Annotated in this window: 23 protein-coding genes and 1 pseudogene; 20 read left to right on the plus strand and 4 right to left on the minus strand. The window is 69.1% G+C overall.

All coding sequences use genetic code 11. The features are described from left to right. Nucleotides 1-48: 48 nt before the first annotated feature. Nucleotides 49-1,230 carry a sensor histidine kinase gene (locus ACQR3U_RS06115; protein WP_230809973.1) on the plus strand — a complete coding sequence of 394 codons (1,182 nt, stop codon included), beginning with the start codon at nucleotides 49-51 and terminating at the stop codon, nucleotides 1,228-1,230. 61 nt (nucleotides 1,231-1,291) lie between these two features. Then, nucleotides 1,292-1,981: a response regulator transcription factor gene (locus ACQR3U_RS06120; RefSeq protein ID WP_230809974.1), complete on the plus strand. Its 690-nt coding sequence runs from the start codon at nucleotides 1,292-1,294 to the stop codon at nucleotides 1,979-1,981. On the opposite strand, the gene ACQR3U_RS06125 is transcribed toward ACQR3U_RS06120, so the two are convergent. Then, complete coding sequence (locus tag ACQR3U_RS06125; protein WP_024101732.1) at nucleotides 1,963-2,793, minus strand: hypothetical protein; 831 nt, start codon at nucleotides 2,791-2,793, stop codon at nucleotides 1,963-1,965. The two genes, ACQR3U_RS06120 and ACQR3U_RS06125, sit on opposite strands and share 19 nt — an antisense overlap. A 45-nt stretch (nucleotides 2,794-2,838) precedes the next feature. Here ACQR3U_RS06125 and ACQR3U_RS06130 point away from each other — a divergent pair, with 45 nt between their 5' ends. Genes ACQR3U_RS06130 through ACQR3U_RS06140 form a run of 3 tightly spaced genes read left to right on the plus strand, consistent with a single transcriptional unit; the run spans nucleotide 2,839 to nucleotide 6,027 of the window. Further along, nucleotides 2,839-3,792: a Ppx/GppA phosphatase family protein gene (locus tag ACQR3U_RS06130; RefSeq protein ID WP_082920950.1), complete on the plus strand. Its 954-nt coding sequence runs from the start codon at nucleotides 2,839-2,841 to the stop codon at nucleotides 3,790-3,792. Then, entirely contained in the window at nucleotides 3,789-5,069 is a 1,281-nt protein-coding gene (locus ACQR3U_RS06135; protein WP_230809975.1) for a hypothetical protein, read from the plus strand. Before ACQR3U_RS06130 ends, ACQR3U_RS06135 begins: the two co-directional genes overlap by 4 nt. A 4-nt stretch (nucleotides 5,070-5,073) precedes the next feature. Beyond that, nucleotides 5,074-6,027, plus strand: a complete 954-nt coding sequence (locus ACQR3U_RS06140; RefSeq protein ID WP_019291195.1) for a sugar phosphate isomerase/epimerase family protein — start codon at nucleotides 5,074-5,076, stop codon at nucleotides 6,025-6,027. Here the strand turns inward: ACQR3U_RS06140 and ACQR3U_RS06145 are convergent. Continuing rightward, nucleotides 5,986-6,402, minus strand: coding sequence for a hypothetical protein (locus ACQR3U_RS06145; protein WP_230809976.1), 417 nt, complete (start codon nucleotides 6,400-6,402; stop codon nucleotides 5,986-5,988). The two genes, ACQR3U_RS06140 and ACQR3U_RS06145, sit on opposite strands and share 42 nt — an antisense overlap. A 94-nt stretch (nucleotides 6,403-6,496) precedes the next feature. Between ACQR3U_RS06145 and ACQR3U_RS06150 the strand changes: the two genes are divergently transcribed. The 7 genes from ACQR3U_RS06150 (at nucleotide 6,497) to ACQR3U_RS06180 (ending at nucleotide 12,004) form a co-directional block, all read left to right on the plus strand. Continuing rightward, nucleotides 6,497-7,162 (plus strand): MerR family transcriptional regulator, encoded by a 666-nt coding sequence (locus ACQR3U_RS06150; RefSeq protein ID WP_230809977.1) that lies wholly within the window; start codon nucleotides 6,497-6,499, stop codon nucleotides 7,160-7,162. After that, nucleotides 7,159-8,016, plus strand: a complete 858-nt coding sequence (locus ACQR3U_RS06155; protein WP_230809978.1) for a thioesterase family protein — start codon at nucleotides 7,159-7,161, stop codon at nucleotides 8,014-8,016. The genes ACQR3U_RS06150 and ACQR3U_RS06155 overlap by 4 nt, the downstream gene beginning before the upstream one ends. A gap of 77 nt (nucleotides 8,017-8,093) precedes the next feature. Then, entirely contained in the window at nucleotides 8,094-8,954 is an 861-nt protein-coding gene (gene proC / locus ACQR3U_RS06160; RefSeq protein WP_024101725.1) for a pyrroline-5-carboxylate reductase, read from the plus strand. Between the two features lie 213 nt (nucleotides 8,955-9,167). Continuing rightward, nucleotides 9,168-9,404: a helix-turn-helix domain-containing protein gene (locus tag ACQR3U_RS06165; protein ID WP_006552345.1), complete on the plus strand. Its 237-nt coding sequence runs from the start codon at nucleotides 9,168-9,170 to the stop codon at nucleotides 9,402-9,404. Between the two features lie 260 nt (nucleotides 9,405-9,664). Continuing rightward, a complete protein-coding gene (locus ACQR3U_RS06170) occupies nucleotides 9,665-9,766 on the plus strand; it encodes a 30S ribosomal protein bS22 (RefSeq protein WP_003402602.1) in 102 nt (33 codons plus the stop codon). A gap of 226 nt (nucleotides 9,767-9,992) precedes the next feature. After that, nucleotides 9,993-11,024 carry an NAD-dependent epimerase/dehydratase family protein gene (locus tag ACQR3U_RS06175; protein ID WP_121208889.1) on the plus strand — a complete coding sequence of 344 codons (1,032 nt, stop codon included), beginning with the start codon at nucleotides 9,993-9,995 and terminating at the stop codon, nucleotides 11,022-11,024. Continuing rightward, nucleotides 11,021-12,004: a lysophospholipid acyltransferase family protein gene (locus tag ACQR3U_RS06180; RefSeq protein ID WP_006552343.1), complete on the plus strand. Its 984-nt coding sequence runs from the start codon at nucleotides 11,021-11,023 to the stop codon at nucleotides 12,002-12,004. Before ACQR3U_RS06175 ends, ACQR3U_RS06180 begins: the two co-directional genes overlap by 4 nt. 39 nt (nucleotides 12,005-12,043) lie before the next feature. Here the strand turns inward: ACQR3U_RS06180 and ACQR3U_RS06185 are convergent, their stop codons facing one another. Next, on the minus strand, nucleotides 12,044-13,000 hold the full coding sequence (locus ACQR3U_RS06185) for an HAD family hydrolase (protein ID WP_230809979.1): 957 nt from the start codon (nucleotides 12,998-13,000) through the stop codon (nucleotides 12,044-12,046). 242 nt (nucleotides 13,001-13,242) lie between these two features. On the opposite strand from ACQR3U_RS06185, the gene ACQR3U_RS06190 reads away from it, so the two are divergent. The 8 genes and pseudogenes from ACQR3U_RS06190 (at nucleotide 13,243) to ACQR3U_RS06225 (ending at nucleotide 20,963) form a co-directional block, all read left to right on the plus strand. Then, entirely contained in the window at nucleotides 13,243-13,533 is a 291-nt protein-coding gene (locus tag ACQR3U_RS06190) for a glutaredoxin family protein (protein WP_230809980.1), read from the plus strand. A 159-nt stretch (nucleotides 13,534-13,692) separates the two neighbouring features. Further along, complete coding sequence (locus ACQR3U_RS06195) at nucleotides 13,693-14,562, plus strand: redox-sensing transcriptional repressor Rex (protein WP_019291201.1); 870 nt, start codon at nucleotides 13,693-13,695, stop codon at nucleotides 14,560-14,562. Further along, nucleotides 14,559-15,980: a glutamyl-tRNA reductase gene (locus ACQR3U_RS06200; RefSeq protein ID WP_230809981.1), complete on the plus strand. Its 1,422-nt coding sequence runs from the start codon at nucleotides 14,559-14,561 to the stop codon at nucleotides 15,978-15,980. Before ACQR3U_RS06195 ends, ACQR3U_RS06200 begins: the two co-directional genes overlap by 4 nt. Further along, complete coding sequence (gene hemC, locus ACQR3U_RS06205; RefSeq protein WP_006552338.1) at nucleotides 15,977-16,987, plus strand: hydroxymethylbilane synthase; 1,011 nt, start codon at nucleotides 15,977-15,979, stop codon at nucleotides 16,985-16,987. The genes ACQR3U_RS06200 and hemC overlap by 4 nt, the downstream gene beginning before the upstream one ends. Nucleotides 16,988-17,050: 63 nt before the next feature. Further along, nucleotides 17,051-18,616: a uroporphyrinogen-III synthase gene (locus tag ACQR3U_RS06210; RefSeq protein ID WP_033096113.1), complete on the plus strand. Its 1,566-nt coding sequence runs from the start codon at nucleotides 17,051-17,053 to the stop codon at nucleotides 18,614-18,616. Nucleotides 18,617-18,702: 86 nt separating this feature from the next. Then, a complete protein-coding gene (gene hemB / locus ACQR3U_RS06215) occupies nucleotides 18,703-19,680 on the plus strand; it encodes a porphobilinogen synthase (protein WP_230809982.1) in 978 nt (325 codons plus the stop codon). A 107-nt stretch (nucleotides 19,681-19,787) separates the two neighbouring features. Next, nucleotides 19,788-20,210 carry a hypothetical protein gene (locus tag ACQR3U_RS06220; RefSeq protein ID WP_228044622.1) on the plus strand — a complete coding sequence of 141 codons (423 nt, stop codon included), beginning with the start codon at nucleotides 19,788-19,790 and terminating at the stop codon, nucleotides 20,208-20,210. 266 nt (nucleotides 20,211-20,476) lie between these two features. Next, nucleotides 20,477-20,963, plus strand: a pseudogene (locus ACQR3U_RS06225) (hypothetical protein). Here ACQR3U_RS06225 and ACQR3U_RS06230 read toward each other — a convergent pair. Then, on the minus strand, nucleotides 20,945-22,891 hold the full coding sequence (locus ACQR3U_RS06230; protein WP_230809983.1) for an acyl-CoA dehydrogenase: 1,947 nt from the start codon (nucleotides 22,889-22,891) through the stop codon (nucleotides 20,945-20,947). The pseudogene ACQR3U_RS06225 and the gene ACQR3U_RS06230 sit on opposite strands and share 19 nt — an antisense overlap. Nucleotides 22,892-22,900 lie beyond the last annotated feature (9 nt).

Consider the following 22,900-nt stretch of genomic DNA (forward strand, 5'->3'; position numbering starts at 1 on the left):
CGTCGACCCGCTGTCCGGTGGGGTACCGGTGTCATTACGATTCGAAGTGTGAGTGTTACGCAGGCCGTGTTGCTGGCCGTGGTCGCAGCGGTCCTCGGCGGGATCGTCACCGTCGCCGCCGGGAGGCTGGTGCAGCGCCGGGCCCACGGTAGCAACCAACCCGACCTCACGATGTTCGACGTGCTCGACCGGGTCGTGCACGGGGCGTCGACCGGTATCGCGGTGGTCGACAAGTTCCACGACGTCGTCCTGTCGAACCCGCGCGCCGAGGAACTCGGCCTCGTCCGCAACCGGCAGATCGACGACCGGGCCTGGGCGGCCGCCTGCCAGGTGCTCGAGAAGAGGAAGCCGATCGAACTCGACCTGGGCGCGAAGGCATTGCTCGGCCGCGAGCCCGTCGCGGTGCGCTGCACCGTCCGGCTGCTGCTCGACCAGGATCCGCGCTTCGTCGTGCTCTACGCCTTCGACGACTCCGAGCACGTCCGCATGGAGGCCACCCGGCGCGATTTCGTGGCCAACATCAGCCACGAACTGAAGACCCCCGTCGGCGCGATGGCGTTGCTCGCGGAGGCGCTGCTCGAATCCGTCGACGATCCCGAGACCGTCCGCCACTTCGGCGAACGGGTCCAACGCGAGGCGACGCGCCTCGGCAACATGGTGACCGAACTGATCGCCCTCTCGAAGCTCCAGGGTGCCGAGAAACTGCCCGATCTCGAGGTCGTGGACGTCGACGACGTCGTCGACGAGGCTCTCGACCGCACGCGCCTGACCGCCGAGAACGCCTCGATCACCATCAGCACCGACCGGCCGAGCGGTCTCGAGATCCTCGGCGACCGAACGCTGCTCGTCAGCGCCCTCACCAACCTCATCGAGAACGCGATCGCCTACTCCCCGGCCGGCTCACCGGTGACCATCAGCAGGTCGCTGCGCGACGGGAAGGTCGCTATGGCCGTCACCGACCGGGGGATCGGTATCGCCAAGGAGGACCAGGAGCGGGTCTTCGAGCGCTTCTTCCGCGTCGACAAGGCCCGGTCGCGGGCCACCGGAGGCACCGGCCTCGGGCTGGCCATCGTCAAGCACGTCGCTGCGAACCATCACGGCGAGATCACCCTGTGGAGCAAGCCCGGTACCGGCTCCACCTTCACCCTCCTCGTCCCGGCCCACGTCGAGGCCGCCGAGGACGACGAGAACCACACCGCCGACCGCACCGAGAAGGTGGTCGGATCGTGACGCAGACCCCACCCGGGTTCCCGGGCGGACGGATATCGAGAAACAGACGGAGGACCAGCTCGTGACGCGTGTGCTGATCGTCGAGGACGAGGAATCGTTGGCGGATCCGCTCGCCTTCCTGCTGCGGAAGGAGGGGTTCGAGACGACCATCGCCGGCGACGGCCCCTCGGCCCTCGCCGAGTTCGACCGGGAGGGCGCCGACATCGTCCTGCTCGACCTGATGCTCCCCGGGATGAGCGGCACCGACGTGTGCAAGCAGTTGCGGACCCGCTCGGGTGTGCCGGTCATCATGGTCACCGCTCGCGACAGCGAGATCGACAAGGTCGTCGGGCTCGAACTCGGCGCCGACGACTACGTCACCAAACCGTACTCGGCGCGTGAACTCATCGCCCGGATCCGTGCGGTCCTGCGGCGCGGGGCCGACACCGAGAGCGAGGTAGCGGCGGACGACGGACTGCTCGAGGCCGGACCCGTGCGGATGGACGTCGACCGTCACGTCGTGTACGTCAACGGTGAGCCGGTTGCCATGCCGCTCAAGGAATTCGACCTGCTCGAATATCTCCTGCGGAACTCCGGGCGGGTGCTCACCCGCGGACAGCTCATCGACCGGGTGTGGGGCGCCGACTACGTCGGCGACACCAAGACCCTCGACGTCCACGTCAAGCGTCTGCGCTCGAAGATCGAGGAGGATCCGGCCAAGCCGCGTCACCTCGTGACGGTGCGCGGTCTGGGTTACAAGCTCGAGGCCTGATCGGAGCCGGCATCGGAGCCCGCCTGTGCTGCCGACGTCGCGGGATGGATCGCGATCAGACCCAGTCCCTGGCGTCGCCGGCACAGGCGCGCAAGCTCGTCGTAGGCCGCCGCACCGAGGAGTTCGGTGAGCTCGGGGGCGTACGACTGCCAGACCGGACGCTCGCCGACGTGCGCGTCGGGAGAGCCCGAGCAGTACCAGTCGAGGTCGTGTCCACCCTCACCCCAGCCGCGTCGGTCGTACTCGGTGATGACCGTGCGCAGGATCTCGGTGCCGTCGGGACGCTCGACCCAGTCCTGGGTGCGGCGGATCGGGAGCTGCCAGCACACGTCAGGCTTCATCTCGAGCGGTTCGATGCCGCGTCGCAACGCCATGGTGTGGAGGGCACAGCCCTGGCCGCCCTCGAATCCGGGACGGTTCAGGAAGATGCACGCACCCTTGTAGCGGCGGGTGCGCAGGGCGGGCTCGTCGTCGATCTCGTCCTCTTCGAGGTAGCCCTTCTTGCCCAGGCCCTTGTCCATGAACTGCCAATCGGCCGGCGTGAGGTGTTTCACTGCCTTCGCCAGCTTCTGGCGATCGTCGTCGTCGGACAGGAACGCACCGTGCGAGCAGCACCCGTCGTCGGGTCGCTCGGCGATGATGCCCTGGCACGCCGGAGTGCCGAACACGCAGGTCCACCGCGAGAGCAGCCATGTCATGTCTGCGGCGATGACGTGTTCGTCGTTGTCGGGGTCGGTGAACTCCACCCATTCCCGAGGAAAGTCGAGAGGGACTTCCGGGGCCGGGTCGAGTTTGTGTGGGGCATGGGACATACCTGCTGTCACAGGTCCCGACGGTAGACCCAGTACCGTATTGATGTGCGCTTAGGGGTACTCGACGTCGGAAGCAACACCGTTCACCTGTTGGTGGTGGACGCCCATCGTGGTGGGCACCCCACGCCGATGAGTTCGACGAAGGCCACGCTGCGGCTGTCCGAGAACATGGACGACAACGGCGACATCACCTCCAACGGCGCCGATCAGCTCGTCGAGACCGCCGCCGAATTCGCCAGCATCGCCCGCACCTCGGGATGCGGCGAGCTCATGGCGTTCGCGACGTCTGCGGTGCGCGACGCCGGCAACTCCGAGGCCGTCCTCGAGCGGGTGCGCCGGGAGGCCGGGGTGTCGCTGGACGTGCTCTCCGGCGAGGACGAGGCGCGGCTGACCTTCCTCGCGGTGCGCCGCTGGTACGGCTGGAGCGCCGGAAACATCCTCGACCTCGACATCGGCGGTGGTTCGCTCGAGCTCACCTTCGGTGGCGACGAGGACCCCGAGATCGCCTACTCGCTCCAGCTCGGTGCGGGACGGCTCACCCGCGACTGGTTCCGTGAGGACCCGCCCGGCAAGCGCCGGATCTCGGCGCTGCGCGACTGGCTCGACGCCGAACTCGCCGAGCCGGCGAAGGCCATACGCAACGCGGGCGACCCCGACCTGTGTGTGGGCACCTCCAAGACCTTCCGGACCCTCGCCCGCCTGACCGGCGCGGCCCCCTCGTCCGCCGGCCTGCGGGTACAACGGACCCTGACGGCCAGCGGACTGCGCCAGCTCATCGCCTTCATCTCCCGGATGACCACGGCCGACCGCGCAGAACTCGAAGGCGTCAGCTCGGACCGGTCCGAGCAACTCGTCGCCGGCGCCCTCGTCGCGGAGGCGAGCATGCGTGCCCTCGGAGTGGAGACGCTGCAGATCTGCCCGTGGGCGTTGCGCGAAGGCCTGATTCTTCGGAAGCTCGATACGGATATGGGTGGCGAACTGGTGGTGGCAACCGGATGAGCGAGAATCGCAGCAACGACACGGGGCAGATCTCCGTGGCCGAGCTGTTGGCGCGTAACGGCCAGAAGGTGGGAACACGGGCCGGGGGACGACGCCGACGAGGTGCGAGCGGCGGCATCTCCGTCGCCGAACTGACGGGCGAGATCCCGATCACCCGCGCAGACAGCAAGGTCGAGCGGCGCACCCCGACCGATGTGGAAAGCGCTGCCGGGCAGGCGGATTCGTCGTCCTCGACGGCTGCTGTCGAGGCGGAGACCCCGCCGAAGGCCGTCCCGGCGCCACGCAAGGTCGAGACCCCGAAGCTAGAGACGCCGAAGGCGGCGACCTTCGCGCTGTCCGACATCGAAAAGACCACCGTGACCCCGCGGGTTGCCGTCGAGACGAAGACGCCGCCGGTGAAGACCGGAACGAGCACGCCTGCCGTCACGAAGACGCCGCCTGCCGCGAAAACACCACCCACTGCGAAGGCGCCGTCCGGCCCGGCGGCGAAGGTGCCTGCAGCCGCGGATGCAGTGTCGAAGACGGACACGGTGTCGAAGACGGATGCAGTCTCGAAGACGGCCGCATCGACGAAGGCAGCGTCCAAGGCGGCGCCGCCCAAGATCGAGTCGCCGACCGAGGTCATCCGTCCCGAGGCGCTCCCCCGTCGCGCGCGGGCGCATCTCGGAGCGGCCGCGCCCGGCTCGCAGTCCGGTGAAGGAGCAGCGGTCGCCGACAAGAAGGCGGACAAGCAGTCCGAGAAGGCGAGCGCCCCGGCGGTGTCGGTGCGCAAGGCCGACGTCGCCGAACCGCGACTACTGTCCGGCCCCGCCAGCGACCTGCAGGGCACCGGTGCCGACGCCGACGACTCGACCGACACCATCGGTGCTGCGGGTGCCGCGCCCGACGCTTCGGAGGGAGTGGCATCGTCGCGGTCGCGGAAGTCCCGCGGCAAGGGTGGGAAGTCGACGTCCGACGCCGCCGACGACTCGGCACGGAAGAGTGCGGACGACGAGTCCACCGACGCGGAGCAGGGCAGTGGCCTCAAGCAATGGGCGTTGCTGATCGGCGAGAGCGTCGCCGCGATCGTCGCGGGCGGATTGCTCTTCAAGGGCTTCGAGCGGTTGTGGGACCTCATGCCGTGGGTCGCCTTCGCGCTCGCGCTGCTGGTGATCGTGGGCCTGGTCGCGCTGGTGCGTGTCCTGCGGCGCACCGACGACATCACGAGTCAGCTCATCGCGCTCGCGGTGGGAGCATTCGTGGCCTTCGGGCCGCTGTTGTTCCTGCTGCCCGGGTGAGCCGATGCCGACCGCGCAGGGAATCCGGGTAGGGCTGTCCACCGCTTCGGTCTATCCGGAGAACACCGAAGCGGCGTTCCGCTTCGCGGCCGATCTCGGTTTCGACGGGGTCGAGCTGATGGTGTGGGCCGAACCGGTGAGCCAGGACCCCACCTCGGTGGAGCGTCTGGTCCGCGAGTACGGCGTGCCGGTGCTCGCCGTGCACGTGCCGTGTCTGCTGATCTCGCAGCGCGTGTGGGGATCCGATCCCGCCGCCAAGCTCGACCGTTCGGTGCGTGTCGCCGAGATCCTCGGTGCGGAGACCGTCGTGGTCCACCCGCCCTTCCGGTGGCAGCGTCGCTATGCGGAGGGATTCTCCGACCAGGTCGCGGCGCTCGAGGCCGACAGCCACGTGGTGCTCGCGGTCGAGAACATGTACCCGATGAGGGCCGACGTCGTCTTCGGCGGTCGTGATCGCGGCGCCGAACGTCTGCGTCGGCGCGGTCCCGGCCGCGCGGTCTCGGCCTACAGCCCGTCGCTCGACCCCACCGACACCGGTTTCGCGCACTACACGCTCGACCTGTCGCACACCGCGACCGCGGGGGCCGACGCCCTCGCGCTCGCGGATCGGATGGGGGAGGGGCTCGCCCACCTCCATCTCGCCGACGGCCGGGGCTCCTCGCTCGACGAACACCTCGTCCCGGGAACGGGCACGCAGCCGTGTGCGGACGTGTGCCGCCGGCTCGCCGCGAGCGACTTCGGCGGGCACGTGGTGCTCGAGATCAGCACCCAGAGCGCACGGACGCGTGCGGAGCGCGCCGGGATGCTGGCGCGTTCGCTGGCCTTCGCGCGCACGCACCTGGATCGCTCGGCGACGCGCGCGATCACCGCCGGCCCCGAGAGTCCCAGGCACACGGACATCGCGCGCGTCCCCGCCTCAGAGGGCAGCGATTCCGGTGGCGAGCACGGCGACGCCTGAGATCAGCACGCCCGCGGTGAGGGAGACGGCGCCGAGCCGGACCGCCTCGAACATCCGGCCGGGCCGCGTCGGATCGGGCCCGAGCACCGACAGGAAGAAGCCTGCCGGGATCAGGATCGCGGCGACGAGCACGGCGATGGCGCCGGCCGCCGACCAACCGGGTGATGCGCCCACGACGTGCGTGAGAACGGCGATGAGCAGCCCGAGTGTGACGAGTACTCCAGCGTGGGCGTGACCGGCACGGAAGAACGTCTTCTGCAGGTCGTTGGTGGGTACGCCGCCCGCGGCGACGCGGAGCAGGAAGGTGCCTCCGAAGGCGATGCCTGCGACGGTGAGCACGGTGCTCCCGAGAACGATGGTCACGAGCGGATGCATGAGGGCCTCCTCGGCCGGTACTCCGCGACTGGATACTACAACTATCCAATACTGGATAGTTGTAGTATCCGGTGTCGAGGAGCGGAGGTGATCGGTGCGTATCTCGGAACTCGCCGAGCGTTGCGGCATACCGCTGCCGACGGTGAAGTACTACCTGCGCGAGGGGCTGCTCATGCCGGGCGTGGCGACGAGCGTCACCTCGGCGACCTACGACGACCGGCACGTGAGGCGCATGGGTCTGGTCCGGTCACTCGCCGCGCAGGGTCTGCCCCTCGCGAAGATCAAGACCGTCGTGGATCTCGTCGACAATCCCCGCGACGACCTCTTCGTCGAACTCGGCCACGCCATCGCCGCGCTGCCACCCTACGTCGAGGACTCGGCCGGTCCCGGCTATCCCCGCGCCCGCCACCTGCTCGAACACCTCGGCCAGATCTACGACCCACGGTTCGCGGCCGTGGCGCAACTCGAACACGCGCTCGCGGCACTCGAAGCCGCCGGCCTGCGGATGGACGACCGCCGGATCGACGCCTACGGCCGTCACGTCCGCGCCATCGCCGAACTCGACCTCGAACTGCTGCCGACGCACTCCCGGGAAGCCACCGTGGAAGCGGCCGTGCTCGGGACCGCCCTGTACGAACCGGTCCTCACGGCCATGCGCCGGTTGGCCCACCAGCATCTCGCCGCCCGCATGTTCGGGTCCGGTGGACCCCCCACGACCGGCGCCGATCCGGCCCCGAACGACGACCAGGAGCAGCAGTGACCCTCACCGACCAGCCCTTCCTCGACCTGACCTCGGTCACCCGGGTGCCGGCAGAGCACCCGGATGGCACGGCGGCCTGGCAGGCGCACATCGATCCGGTGTGGACCATCGGGCCCAAGGTGCACGGCGGATGCATGCTCGCGGTCTGCGCGTCCGCGGCGCGCAGGTCGGTGCTCGACGCCGGCGTCGACCCGCTCACCCAGCCCCTCGCCGTGAGTGCCTCGTTCGTCGCCGCGCCCGACCCCGGCGACGTCGAACTCACCACCGTCCTACGCAAGCAGGGCAAGCAGATCGCCCTTGTGGACGTCGAACTGTCCCAGGCCGGGCGTGTGGCGGTGCGGGCGAGTGTCACCCTCGGCACGCCGGATACCGAGGAGCCCTTCCACACGGTGCCGCACCGCGCGACCACCATGCCCGCCGACCCGCCGGCCGAGTCGGTGCTCGTCACCCCCGAGCACCCCATGGGGCAGATCGTGAAGTTCGCCGCCACCTCCCACCTCCGGATCGACTCCGCCACCGCGCGTTTCCTCGACGGGCAGCAGGGTGAACCGCTCGTGTCGATGTGGACGCGGCCGTCGCCGGGCGACGAGGCCGACGTCGACACCTCGGTGCTGTTCGCGCTCATGTGCGGCGACGTGTCGGCTCCCGTCGCGATGAACCTCGGCCGTTTCGGCTGGGCGCCGACAGTGCAACTCACCGCCTATCTGCGGCGGGTCCCGGCTCCGGGATGGCTGCGGGTCATCGCCGAGAGCAGCGTGCTCGGCAGCACCTGGTTCGAGGAGGACCACACCGTCGTCGACTCGACCGGCCAGGTGGTCGTGCAATCGCGTCAGCTGGCCATGATGCCGCGCTGATAGGCCCGAACGTGGTAGGTCCCGACAGGCGGTGACCGTGGTGTAGGCCGCACGGACGGTCGTGGCAGTCTGTCCCCATGACGAGAATCGCAGTGATCGGTGGCGGCAGGATCGGCGAGGCGCTGATCTCGGGTCTGCTGAAGAACGGCTTCGCGACCAAGGATCTCGTGGTCGCCGAGAAGTTCGAGGAACGGCGTGAGGAACTGTCCCGGGCCTACTCGATCCGGGTCACCGACAGCACCTCCGACGCCGCGGAAGGCGCCGACGTGGTGGTCGTGGCCGTCAAGCCCAACGACGTGGACGTCGTCGTCACCGCCCTCGCGGCGGTCGACGCCGGGAACGACGACGAGCAGATCCTGGTGTCGCTTGCCGCGGGCATCCCGACGGTCCGCTACGAGACCAAGCTCCCGGCCGGTTTCCCCGTCGTGCGCGTGATGCCGAACACCCCGATGCTCGTCGGGGAGGGCGCGAGCGTGCTGTCCGCCGGTCGGTACGTCAAGCAGCAGCATCTCGACACGGTCCGCGAGATCCTCGCGAGCGTGGGAACGGTCTCGGTGGTCCCGGAGGCGCAGATCGACGCGGTCACCGCGGTTTCCGGATCCGGGCCCGCATATTTCTTTCTCGTCGCGGAGGCGATGATCGACGCCGGTGTCTCGCTCGGCCTGACGCGGGCGGTGGCCACCGATCTGGTGGTGCAGACGATGACCGGCTCGGCCGCGATGCTCACGCGCTCGGGGGACAACGCTGCCGACCTGCGCGCCGCGGTCACCTCGCCGGGTGGCACCACGGCGGCCGCGATCCGCGAACTCGAGCGTGGAGGCCTGCGTACGGCCTTCTACGAGGCGCTCGACGCTGCGAAGCGCCGTTCCGCGCAACTCGGGGCGGCATCGGATCAGCCGTCGCCTGCGGCCCGCGAGGGGCTCTCCGGGACGGCCTGACAGGACATCCACCCGAGGCACTGACAGGTGTCACTGCGGAACTCTGACAGACGTCACCGTAGGGCGTAGCGTGGCGACGAACAGCCGCCCGCCGGAAATTCCCCAGCTGCATCGTCGCACAGGAACCATTCGTCACGCTAAGCTCGAATCAGCACGTGCGTGTCTGTTCCGCCGGAGGGGAAGCCGGCGGCGCGGGCGTGCCGGAGGTGTGTAATGGTTTCAGGAAACACGCCGTCGAAGGGTCAACCTCAAGACGGACAGTCGGTTCTCGCCGGTACCCAGTTCCTGACGGTTGCCGAAGTGGCAGCTCTCATGCGGGTGTCGAAGATGACCGTGTACAGGCTGGTGCACAGTGGCGAACTACCCGCAGTGCGTGTGGGACGCTCGTTCCGCGTGCATGCGAAGGCCGTCCACGACTACCTCGAGACGTCGTACTTCGACGTCGGATAGAGGTCGGACAGGGACGATCGGCGCATCGTCGGAGACGACGGTACGGCGAACGGATCCGGTGCGCGAGGGAAGTCGCGTTCCGGGACGGACCTCGGTTTCACGCCGGGTGGGCCGCCCCGGTAGGATTGCTTGTCGTCGTACCGGCCAGCCGGTGTCGTGAGGCGCTGTTACTCGTCGCCACGAGGCCCAGCGTCGACATACATCAGGCGTACGTCACCGGCGTGCGCAGGAACGCTACAAGGAACGTGAGGGATGCCCACATGGGATCTGTGATCAAGAAGCGCCGTAAGCGCATGTCGAAGAAGAAGCACCGCAAGCTGCTCCGCCGCACCCGAGTGCAGCGTCGTAAACTCGGCAAGTAAGCCCTGCGCCTATCCGATGCCCGTCACCTTCCATGGTGGCGGGCATCGTTCGTCTGTGCATCCCGGTACACGAATAGTTCACCCACGAGTCGTGCGATGGCGGCGAAGTGGCCGTATTGTGGGACGGCGTACCGCGTCGGGGCGAATGTGACCGATGACGCGTGTGGTGCAGCAGGGGGTTTCACGAGTGGTTTCGCAGGGGCACGAAGTGGCACGTCCACGAGTCGTGCTGGTCACCGGAGCAAGTCGGTTCCTGGGTGGTTTCCTCGTCACCAGGCTCGCCCAGAATCCCGACATCGAGCGGGTGATCGGCGTCGACACCCAGTCGCCGTCGAAGGACATGCTCCGGCGCATGGGGCGGGCCGAGTTCGTGCTCGCCGACATCCGCAACCCACTCATCGGCAAGATCATCCGCAACATGGACGTCGACACCGTCGTCCACGCGTCCGCCGTCACGAAGGCCCCGAAGTCCGGGAGCCGCACGGCGATGAAGGACATGAACGTCCTCGGCGCGATGCAGCTGTTCGCGGTGTGCCAGAAGGCACCCTCGGTGCGCAGGATCGTGCTGCGCTCGTCGTCCGTCCTCTACGGATCGAGTGCCAAGGACCCCGCGAAGTTCACCGAGGAGATGAGCGCCCGCCGCCGGCCCACGGGCGCCTTCGCCCGCGACATGATAGAGGTCGAGGGATATCTGCGCGGCGTCGCCCGGCGGCGCAGCGACATCGCGACCACCATCCTCCGGTTCGCACCCACCGTCGGGAACCGGCTGCCCGGCTCGGTGTCGAGCTATCTCACTTCCCCGCTCGTCCCCAACGTGCTCGGCCGCGACGCGCGACTGCAATTGCTGCACGAGGAGGACGCACTCGGTGCGCTCGAACACGCGGTCGTCGCCGGACCGTCAGGGACGTACAACATCGCCGGTGAGGGGATCGTCACGATGACCCAGGCCGTGCGCCGGGCCGGTGGCGTCACCGTGCCGATGCCCTACGCGCTGTTCCGCACGGTCGGGCACGCACTCATGGGTTCCGTGATGAACTCCTTCACCAAAGAAGAACTCGACTATTTCCATTTCGGATGCGGACTCGACACCACGCGCATGCGCAACGAGTTCGGATTCGAACCACGCTGGACCACGAGAGAAGCGCTCGACGATTTCGCCCGGGGCCTCGCCCTCACCCGCATCGTGAAGACCGAATGGGTGGACAAGGCCGAGTCGATGGCGCTCTCCGTGCTCGGAGAGACGAGGGAGACGCGATGACGGAGGTCGCGAAGGTCATCCCGTTGCACGCCGGCAACCGCCGTCCCGGCGAACGGGTCACACGCACACCCCATCCGTCGATGGGGCCACCCCCCACCCCCGAGCAGGTGAACCGCACCGATCGATTCCTCGACGACCTGCGCGGCACGCTCGCACAACAGGTCACCGCCACCGCCGAGTTCGTGCGCCGCCGGATGACCGGCGACTACGAAGTCGACGACTTCGGCTTCGACCCGCACTTCACCGAGAACGTCGTCCTGCCGGTGCTGCGACCCCTGTTCGACAAGTGGTTCCGCGTCGAGGTCCGCGGCGTCGAGAACATCCCCGCCGAGGGCAGCGCACTCGTCGTCGCCAACCACGCCGGCACGCTCCCCGTCGACGCACTGATGACCTCCGTCGCCGTGCACGACCACGCGGATCGTCACCTGCGGATGCTCGCCGCCGATCTCGCCTTCGGTATGCCCGTGGTGGGGACGGTGACGCGCAAGGCCGGCCACACCCTCGCGTGCCATCCCGACGCCGAACGACTCCTCCGGCAGGACCAGGTGGTCGCGGTCTTCCCCGAGGGGTACAAGGGACTCGGCAAGCCGTTCAAGGAGCGTTACAAACTGCAGCGGTTCGGCCGCGGCGGTTTCGTGTCGGCGGCCCTGCGCACCCAGGCGCCCATCGTGCCGTGCTCGATCGTCGGCTCCGAGGAGATCTACCCGAACATCGCCGACCTCACCTCGCTCGCACGCCTGCTCGGCCTGCCCTACTTCCCGATCACCCCGCTGTTCCCGGCGCTCGGCCCGCTCGGGATCGTGCCGCTGCCGTCGAAGTGGTACATCGAGTTCGGCACACCCATCGTCACCGACGTGTACGACGAGGCCTCGGCGGAGGATCCGATGGTGTTGTTCGAGGTCACCGACCACGTGCGCGAGACGATCCAGCAGACCCTCTACAAACTGCTCACGCGCCGGCGGAACGTCTTCCTCGGCTGAGCACCTCGAAAATCAAGCCGCTCGGTCGCGGCTGTACTGTCAGGCCGCTCGATCGCGGCGGCGACCCACGAGGACCGCGACAGCACCACCCGCGGCACCGAGACCGAGCGCCGTCGGCACCCCGACCTTCGCGGCCTTGCGCGCCGTCCGGAAGTCGCGGACCTCCCACCCGCGTGTGCGAGCGACCTGCCGTAGATCCGGATCGGGATTGATCGCGACGGCCGTGCCGACCACCGAGAGCATCGGCACGTCGTTGTGACTGTCCGAATAAGCCGTGCAGCGCTTGAGATTCAGACCCTCACGGATCGCGAGGGCCCGCACCGCGTGCGCCTTGCCGAGACCGTGCAGGATGTCGCCGACGAGACGGCCCGTGAAGACGCCGTCCTTCGACTCGGCGACGGTGCCGAGCGCACCGGTCAGGCCGAGGCGTTCGGCGATGACGTCGGCCAGTTCGACCGGCGTCGCGGTCACGAGCCACACCTGCTGGCCCGCGTCCAGGTGCATCTGCGCGAGCGCGCGGGTGCCCGGCCAGATCTTGTCGGCGATGATGTCGTCGTAGATCTCCTCGCCGAGCCGGCGCAGTTCCTCCGTGGAGCGGCCCTGCACGAACGACAGCGCCTTGTCGCGACCGGACGCGACGTCGTTCATGTTCTCCTTGCCCGTCAGGCGGAACTTGACCTGCTGCCAGGCGAACTCGAACAGGTCGGACTTGTCGAAGTAGTTCCGGGCGACGAGGCCGCGGGCGAAGTGGATGATCGACGCGCCCTGCACCATCGTGTTGTCGACGTCGAAGAACGCCGCCGCGGTCAGATCGCGCGGGACGGGAGCGGTATCGGGGGAGGGCTCGGGTTCGACGCGGGATTCCTGCAACGCGAGGGCGGCATCGGCGCTCGCCTCACCTGCGAGATTGGCGCGGACCTCTTCCTCGCTGGGTCCGAATTTGCGAGAGAAAAGCCGACGTCCGGGACGGATGATGCTCGCCCACGTCTCACCCATGCCCCATCCGTAGGGAAACGAACGTCCTGGCACTCGCACCTCCGGTGTCGTAACGGGCGGGGCTGTCGAAACGGGCGGGCCCCGTGTGACCCCTGCACTTCCGGGCGCCGCACATATGGCGACCGCATGCACGGGCGACCCGCGCCAAGCCTAGCCCGCGACACCGCCCCTCACCGGGAGGCCGTCGCCCCCGTGACGGGGTGTGACGTTCATCTCGACAGGTCGTGCCGCACAGTGGAGGCATGAGTGAGCAATCGTCATCGGCAACGAGCGGCTCCGCGAGCCGTCATCACCTGACACTTCTCGTGCGCGCCGGGTGCGGTGCGTGCGGTCCTGCGCGCGAGCAGCTCGAGGCGCTCGCGGAGGAGCTCGGCGTCGAGGTCACCTGCATCGACGTGGATGTCGCTGCCGCAACCGATCCCGATCTGAGGGCCGAATTCGGGGACCGTCTGCCCGTCGTTCTGCTCGACGGACGCGAGCACAGCTACTGGGAGGTCGACGAGCCGCGACTGCGCGCAAATCTCGCTCGGTGAGTCGGCAGATCCTCGTCGTACAGCAGGTGGGAAGCACATTCGGGGTGCTTCGAGCAACTTTGTGCATGGCTTCACAAGCGGTTACCGTGGTGTGAACGAATTCCCGGATCACCGTGAGGCCAGGTGTGTATCCACCGGCCGGACGAGGAGCCACGTACCGTGACGCAGTTGCACCCACCGCAGGGCGAGGACGCTCGCGGCACCGCCGAGTCCGGCGAGGGTGCCACTCCCACTCCTCCGGTCCGCGATATCCCACAGGCTACTGTGACGCGTCTCGCGACCTACCTCCGGGTCCTCGGTGCGTTCGCCGAAGCGGGCACTCTCATCGTCTCCAGTGAGGAACTCGCGGCCGCCGCCGGGGTCGGTTCGGCCAAACTGCGCAAGGATCTGTCCTTCCTCGGACCCAACGGAGTGCGGGGCGTCGGCTACGACGTCCTGCGCCTCCAGTCCCGCATCGAAGCAGCTCTCGGACTCGACCGGGGCCATCGCGTCGTGCTCGTCGGAGTTGGCAGCCTCGGCCGCGCCCTCGCCCGGTATCCGGGCTTCGACCGCCGCGGTTTCACGATGGCCGGACTCTTCGATTCCGATCCCGACGTGGTGGGCACACGTGTGGGCGATCTCGTCGTGCGTCACGTCGACGATCTCGAGAACGGAGCCCATGAACTCGGCGCGACCATCGGTGTCGTCGCCACCCCCGACGAGGCAGCACAGCAGGTGTGCGATCGGCTCGTGCTCGCAGGCGTGCGCAGCATCCTGAGCTTCGCTCCCGTCGAACTCGATGTCCCCGACCACGTCGAGATCCGACGCGTCGATCTGTCCGTCGAGATGCAGGTCCTGTCCTTCAACAGCACCCGCAACGGGGAGACCCCCCGGGCCGCGACCGCTGACGTTCGTCCTGCTGCCGGCGACGTACGCCCCGCCGGCATACCGCGGGTGTCCACCCGAAGCTCTGCTCGGCGTACCACAACAGGAAAGGCGGGTCCGATGGGCTCGGCCGCGACCAGAAACGGATCGGTGATCGCACCGTGAGTGTTCTCCTCGTCGGGATATCGCATAGGAGCGCACCGGTCCCGGTGCTCGAGAAGGTGGCGGTCACGGACACCGACCGCCCCAAGCTCACCGACAAGATGCTGGCGTCGGACAAGATCTCCGAAGCGATGATCGTCTCCACCTGCAACCGGGTGGAGATCTACGCGGTGGTCGACGCCTTCCACGGCGCGCTCGCCGCGGTCAGCGAACTGCTCGCCGAGCACTCGGGTCTGCCCGTCACCGAACTGCACAAGCACGCCTACGTCCGCTACAGCGAGGCCGCTGCCGAACACCTGTTCTCCGTCGCCAGCGGGCTCGACTCGATGGTCGTGGGGGAGCAGCAGATCCTCGGCCAGATCCGCACCGCCTACGCCGCCGCCGACGCTCAGCAGGCCGTCGGCCGCACCCTGCACGAACTCGCCCAGCAGGCGCTGCGCGTCGGCAAGCGGGTGCACTCGGAGACCGGCATCGACGCCGCCGGTGCATCCGTCGTGTCGGTCGCGCTCGACAAGGCCTCGAACTTCCTCGGAGGCGCCCTGGAGGGCCGCACCGCCGCGGTGATCGGTGCCGGCGCCATGGGTGGTCTCGCCGTCGCGCATCTCGTCCGGGCCGAGGTCGGCTCGATCGTCGTCGCCAACCGCACCCGCGACCGTGCCGAGCGACTCGCCGAGACCGCACAGGCCGCCGGTGTCGACGCCGAGGTCGTCGGATTCGACGATCTCGCGACCGCACTGAGCCGCGCCGACGTCGCCGTCACCTGCACCGGAGCCGTGGGCGCCGTCGTCACGCTCGCCGACGCGCACCGCGCACTCGCGCAGCCCGGCCGCGGCGAACGCCTCCTCGCGATCTGCGATCTCGGTCTGCCGCGCGACGTCGACACCGCCGTGGCCGGTCTTCCCGGTGTGCAGGTCTTCGACATGGAGTCGCTGCAGCGCGACCCGTCGGCCGGCGCCGCCGCGACCGACGCGGAGGCCGCCCGCACGATCGTCGCCGCCGAGCTGTCGCAGTACCTCACCGCGCAGCGACTCGCCGAGGTCACCCCCACCGTGACGGCACTGCGTCAGCGCGCCGCCGAAGTGGTCGAGGGCGAACTGATGCGCCTCGAATCGCGACTGCCCGATCTCGACGACGGCCAGCGCGGCGAGGTCGCCCGCACCGTGCGCCGGGTCGTCGACAAGCTCCTCCACGCACCGACGGTGCGCGTCAAGCAGCTCGCGTCGACGCCGGGAGGCGACCAGTACGCCGAGGCCCTGCGCGAGCTGTTCGAGCTGCGCCCGGGCTCGGTCGAGGCGGTCGCGACACCCACCAAGGATCTGAACTCGCTGACCGATCCCACCCTCTCGGGGGATCTGTCCGCCGCACTCGACCCCGCTGTCACCACCGAACTCCAGGCCTCACGAAAGGACGGCACCGCATGAGCACCGAAGCCGCATCGGTTTCCCGCGACGATGTTGCTCGGCAGGATCGTCCCCTGCGGATCGGTACCCGCGGCAGCGTGCTCGCCACGACCCAGGCCGGTACCGTGCGCGACGCACTGATTGCCGCCGGTCGCCCGGCAGAGCTCGTCATCATCACCACCAAGGGCGATGTGACGCCCGGCCCGGTGCAGCGCATCGGCGTCGGCGTGTTCACCGCCGAGCTGCGCGAGGCGCTGCTCGCAGGTGAGGTCGACGTCGCCGTGCACTCCTACAAGGACCTGCCGACCTTCCAGGATCCGCGCCTCGTCGTCGCGGCCGTCCCCGAGCGGGAGGACCCGCGCGACGCGCTCGTCGCCCGCGACGGACTCGTCCTCGGCGAGCTGCCGCCCGGCTCCAAGGTCGGTACCTCGGCGCCGCGCCGGCGGGCACAACTCGCTGCGCTCGGCCTGGGACTGCAGATCGAACCGCTGCGCGGCAACATCGACACCCGCATCGGCAAGGTCGACTCCGGCGAACTCGACGCGATCGTCATCGCGCGTGCCGGACTGTCGCGGATCGGACGCCTGGACCGGGTCACCGAGTCCCTCGAACCGGTACAGATGCTGCCCGCGCCGTCGCAGGGTGCGCTCGCCGTGGAGTGCCGGTCGGACGATCCCGAGATGATCGAGCTGCTCGCCGGACTCGACCATGCGCCGAGCCGCGCCGCAGTCGTCGCGGAGCGCTCGCTGCTCGCCGAACTCGAAGCCGGATGCACCGCACCGGTGGGGGCGATCGCCGAGGTCGTCGAATCGCTCGACGACGACGGCCGGGTGATCGAGGAACTGTCGGTGCGCGGATGCGCCGCCGCCATGGACGGATCGGATGTGCTGCGAGCGAGCGCGGTGGGGGCGCCGGAGAAGGCCGAGGAACTCGGTCGCCGTGTCGCCCGCGAACTGCTCGACCTCGGTGCGCGCGAGCTCATGGTCGAGCACGGGGTCCTCCCCGAGACGAGACCTGCCGATGATTGACACAGCCGGCACCGTCACCCGATTTGCCCATACCGCTGATTTGACCGCACTGGAGAATGACCGATGAGCCGAGTCCGTAAGCACAACCCCGGGCGCATCCTGTTCGTGGGATCGGGCCCGGGCGATCCTGCGCTGCTCACCGTGCGCGCGCGTGACGTGCTGGCGGGCGCCACGATCGCCTTCACCGACCCCGATGTAGACAAGGGTGTCGTGGCCCTCGTCGGTGTCGACCACGGCACCGACCCGGAGACCGGTGAGCCCGTCGCCGAGGTCCGTCCCGCGCTCGGCGAGCCCGCCGAGGTCGCCAAGACGCTCGTCGCCGAGGCGAAGGCCGGTCGCGACGTGGTGCGCCTCGTCGCGGGCGACCCGCTCACCACCGACTCGGTGATCGCCGAGGTCAACGCGGTCGCCCGCACCCAGGTGGTCTTCGAAGTCCTGCCGGGCCTGCCCGCCGGATCGTCCGTGCCGAGCTACGCCGGTATGGCGCTCGGCTCGTGCCACACCGAGGTCGACGTGCGCGGAGAGGTCGACTGGGCCGCGCTCGCCGCCGCCCCCGGCCCCCTCGTCCTCCATGCGACCTCCGGCCACCTCGCCGAGACCGCCAGCGCGCTGGTCGAACACGGCCTGGCGCCGCAGACCCCCGCCGCGATCACCGTGCGCGGCACCACCCGTCAGCAGCGCACCGTCGAGGCCACCCTCGCGACCCTGAACGACGCGGGTTCCGAGCTCGTCGGACCGCTCGTCGTCACCGTCGGCAAGGTCGTCTCGCACCGCAACAAGATGTCGTGGTGGGAGTCGCGCGCCCTGTACGGCTGGACCGTGCTCGTGCCCCGCACCAAGGATCAGGCCGGCGAGATGAGCGAGCGGCTCGTCACGCACGGCGCGATCCCGATGGAGGTGCCGACCATCGCGGTCGAGCCGCCGCGCAGTCCCGCGCAGATGGAACGCGCGGTCAAGGGCCTGGTCGACGGTCGCTACCAGTGGGTGGTGTTCACTTCCACCAACGCGGTGCGTGCGGTGTGGGAGAAGTTCGAGGCGTTCGGTCTCGACGCGCGCGCGTTCTCCGGCGTCAAGATCGCGTGCGTCGGTGAGGCCACCGCTGCGAAGGTGCGCTCGGTCGGCATCATCCCCGAGCTCGTGCCCAGCGGCGAACAGTCCAGCCTCGGCCTGCTCGCCGAGTTCGCCCCGTACGACGACGTCTTCGATCCGGTCAACCGGGTGCTGCTGCCGCGCGCCGACATCGCCACCGAGACCCTCGCCGAGGGTCTGCGCGAGCGCGGCTGGGAGATCGACGACGTCACCGCCTACCGCACCGTGCGTGCCGCTCCGCCGCCGGCCGCGACCCGCGAGATGATCAAGACCGGTGGTTTCGACGCGGTGTGCTTCACCTCGTCGTCGACGGTCCGCAATCTCGTGGGTATCGCCGGCAAGCCGCACGCCCGCACGATCGTCGCGTGTATCGGCCCGAAGACGGCCGAGACGGCGATCGAGTTCGGCCTGCGGGTGGACGTGCAGCCCGAGACCGCGCAGATCGGGCCCCTGGTCGACGCGCTCGCCGAGCACGCGGCCCGGCTCCGCGCGGAAGGCGCACTGCCTCCGCCGCGGAAGAAGTCCCGCGCCCGCCGCTGATCTCTGGTGATCCGATGATCCGTGCGCGGTCCCGGTAGTCGCCACTACCGGGGCCGCGCACGACCCGTATGGAAGGTGTTCTCCCCATGTTTCCCGACATCCGTCCCCGCCGGCTGCGCAGCACACCCGCCATCCGACGGCTCGTGGCAGAAACCTCCCTCGAACCCCGCCACCTCGTGCTCCCGATGTTCGTGGCCGACGGCCTCGACGAGCCGCGCGAGATCGCGTCGATGCCCGGGGTGTACCAGCACACCGCCGATTCGCTGCGCAAGGCCGCGGCCGCGGCCGTGTCCGCCGGTGTCGGCGGCCTGATGCTCTTCGGTGTGCCCAGCCCCGAGGACAAGGACGCCCGTGGTTCCGCGGCGAGCGATCCCGGCGGTGTGCTCAACCGCGCGCTGCGGTCGCTGCGCAGCGAACTCGGCGACTCCACGGTGATCATGGCCGACACCTGCCTCGACGAGTTCACCGATCACGGCCACTGCGGTGTGCTCACCGACACCGGCGTCGTCGACAACGACGCGACCCTCGAGCGTTACGCCGAGATGGCCGTCGCGCAGGCCGAGGCCGGGGCGCACCTGCTCGGCCCGAGCGGCATGATGGACGGCCAGATCGGTTTCATCCGGTCCGCGCTGGACGAGGCCGGGCACACCGAGGTCGGTCAGCTCGCCTACTCCGCGAAATACGCCTCGGCGTTCTACGGTCCCTTCCGCGACGCCGTCGGCTCGTGCCTCGAGGGAGATCGCCGCACCTACCAGCAGGATCCGGCGAACCGTCGCGAGTCGCTGCACGAGGTGGACCTCGACCTCGCCGAGGGCGCCGACATGGTGATGGTCAAGCCGGCGATGTCGTACCTCGACGTGCTGCGCGAGGTCGCCGACCGCTCGCCCGTCCCGGTGGCCGCCTACCAGATCTCGGGGGAGTACTCGATGATCACCGCGGCCGCGCAGAAGGGCTGGATCGATCGCGATGCGGCGATCCTCGAATCGCTGGTCGGCATCCGGCGGGCCGGTGCGGACGTCGTCCTCACCTACTGGGCCGCCGAGGTCGCGGGTCGCCTGTCATGAGCTTCCCCGCACCTCCTGTCGGGCCCGGCCCCGCGGCGAATCGTCCCGTTCCCGGAGACGTCACGACGGCCCACCAATTGTGGTGCGGGGTACTCGCTCTCGCCGTCGTGAGTTTGGCGGCAAGTCTGGCCGATCTGCTGAGTCGACGCGAGGAACTGCTCGACCTCATGACCACGATGGCCGCCGAGCAGGCCATCGAGGGCGTCACCACGGAGCAGCTCGAGTCGGCGGTCCCGCTGCTGGTCGCGCTGACCGCCGGCATCGGCCTGGTGATCGTCGGACTGCTCTATCTGGTAGTCAGGCAGCTGTTGAAGGCCAAGAACTGGGCCCGGATGCTGCTGACCCTGCTCGGGGTGTTCATGTCGCTGTCGACCCTGCCCACCGTCTTCGGTGTGGGCGTCGGGGAGGGCGGCGCGGGCTGGATACTCGGTGTGGTGGGCATTCTGCAAGCCGTCGCGACCGTCGGAGCGATCGTGCTGATGCACCGGCGGGATGCCAACCGCTTCTTCCTGCGACTGCCGGAAGAATAGACGTACCACTCGGTTTCGTCCGGCGCGACCGAAGAGTACGGTGGGCTCACCATGTGGGCCGCACGGCCCTTTCCGTCGAGCGAAAAGGACGTCATGCAGGTGGAACCGCGGCCCTATGGGCGCCGTCGCGAAATGGTGTTGATCGCTCTCATCGCCCTCCTCGGACTGGTGACCACCGTGCTGCTGGTGATCCCCGGCGCGTTCGCCGCTTGACCGACCCGACGGCCCCAGATCCGGCAACCCCTGATCCGGCAACCCCTGATCCGATGGGCACCGACCCGGCCGGGCCGCTGTTCCACGAACCCGGAGCGCGCTGGCGCACGGTCGCCATCGGCCCGCTGGTCTGCGTCGTGGCCCTCGTCGTCGAACTGTTCACCGGCCCCGTCGTGCACTGGGTCGCGCTGCCGATCATCGCGATCGTGCTCGCCGGCTTTTCCTACGTGATGGTCGTGGCTGCTCGTCGGCACGTCAGCGTCGAGCTCACCTCCACGGTCCTGCGGCAGGGCACCGAGGAACTGCCGGTCGCCGAGATCGAGGCGGTGCTGCCGCCGCCACCGGACGACCGGCGCGATCCGGAACGCTGGGAGACCGCCCGGAGCCTCGGCGAACTGGCGGATGTGCCGCGCGGCCGCAAGCCTGTCGGACTGCGGCTCATCGGAGGAACGTTCGTGCGGGCGTGGGCGAAGGACGCCGACGAGCTGCGAGCACGGCTCGCAGCTCGTCGGCGAACCCGGTCAGACTGCGACGTCCTGAGGTGGGACGACCGCTCCCTCACGGTCGAGCATGGCCGAGCCGAGCAGGTAGTCGGGCACACCCAACCCGTCCACGAGCGTCAACGCGTGCGGACGCAGGCCGCGGCACCGCTCGTTGATCCCGCGTGTGACGGCCTTGGCGCGTTCGACCGACAGCAGGCGGTGCTCCATGAACCACGCCTTGTCCTCGTCGATGATCGTCAGCGCGTAGAGATCGCACAGCTCCGACAGCAGGTCGCGGGCGGTCTCGTCCTTGCAGTCCTCGATCGCGGCGACGAACGCCTCGAGCACGACCCGGTCGATGTGCGCGCGGGCGGCGTGCAGAACGTGGTCCTGCACGAAGTTGAAGGCGTCGAACGGGTTGTCCTCACGCTTCATCGCGGCCTGCAGGCGCCGGGCCGCAGTGGACAGCAGGTACTGCTCACGGTCCTCGAACATCGTCACCTGGGTGCCGCGGTCGAAGAGGCTGCCGTCCTCCTCGTTGTCCTGGCGGGTGTCGACGATCGTCTGGATGATCTGCTGCGCCGCGGTGCGCTTCTTGACGATGTCGGAGATGGTGGTCGCGGCGAAGCGCATCCACTCCACCGGGCTCATGCCCTGCACCTCGTCGGCGTAGGCCGTGAGCAGTTCCTTCGCGACCAGCTGGGTCAGGACGTGGTTGTCGCCCTCGAAGGTCGTGAACACGTCCACGTCCGCGCGCAGCGCCGTCAGCCGGTTCTCGGCCATGTAGCCGGCACCACCGCACGCCTCGCGGCACTCCTGTATCGCCCGCGACGCGTGCCAGGTGTTGGCGGCCTTGAGGCCGGCCGCGCGACCCTCGAGTTCGCGCTGTTCCTGCGCGTCGAGTTCCTGCAACGACGTCGACTGCAGCCGGTGCATCGTCGTGAGCAGCTCGTTCTGGGCGAAGCCGAGCGCGTACGAGCGGGCGATCAGCGGGAGCAGGCGCCGCTGGTGGACGAGATAGTCCATGATCGGCACCTCGCCGTCGCGCCCGGGGGCGTCGAACTGGCGACGCTTCTCGGCGTAGCGGGTGGCGATGCTCAGCGCGACCCGCGCCGCCGCACCCGCCGAGCCGCCGACGGTGATGCGCCCGCGGACCAGCGTGCCGAGCATCGTGAAGAACCGTCGGCTCGGGTTGTCGATGTCCGAGGCGTAGGTGCCGTCCGGTTCGACGTCCGCGTACTTGTCGAGCAGGTTCTCCCGGGGGATGCGCACCTGGTCGAAGACGATGCGGCCGTTGTCGACACCCGGCAGGCCGCCCTTGTAACCGCAGTCGGAGGTCGTCACACCCGGCAGGTCGTTGCCGTCCTCGTCGCGGATCGGGACGACGAAACAGTGCACACCGTGCGTCTCACCCTGCGTGACGAGCTGCGCGAAGACGGCCGCGAACCGCGCGTGTTGCGCCGCGCCACCGATGTAGTCCTTGCGGGACGACGGGGTGGGGGAGTGGATCACGAACTCCTGGGTGTCCGGATCATAGGTCGCCGTGGTCTCGAGCGACTGCACGTCGCTGCCGTGGCCCGTCTCGGTCATCGCGAAGCAGCCGAGCACGTCGAGGTCGATGAGCTGCTTGACGTACTTCTCGTGGTGCCGCTCGGTGCCGAGGTTCTCGATGGCACCGCCGAACAGGCCCCACTGCACGCCCGCCTTGACCATCAGCGACAGGTCGGACATCGCGAGCATCTCGATGGATGCGACCGCGCCGCCCGCGTCGCCCGTGCCGCCGGACTCGACGGAGAAGCCCGCCGCGGCATAGCCGTGTTCGGCGAGGATGCGCATCTGCTCGAGCGTGATGGCGCGCGCCTTGTCGGTCTCGGGGGTGTAGTGCGGTGCGAACTTCTCGTGCGCGAGATCCTTGCGTGCGCGTTCGCGTGCTTCGTGCCACGCACCGTCGAGTGCGATGCGCAGGTGTTCGGCTGTCGTCGGCATGCCTCGGAC

The sequence above is a fragment of the Rhodococcus sp. IEGM1339 genome, assembly GCF_050321925.1.
Lineage (GTDB): Bacteria > Actinomycetota > Actinomycetes > Mycobacteriales > Mycobacteriaceae > Rhodococcus > Rhodococcus pyridinivorans.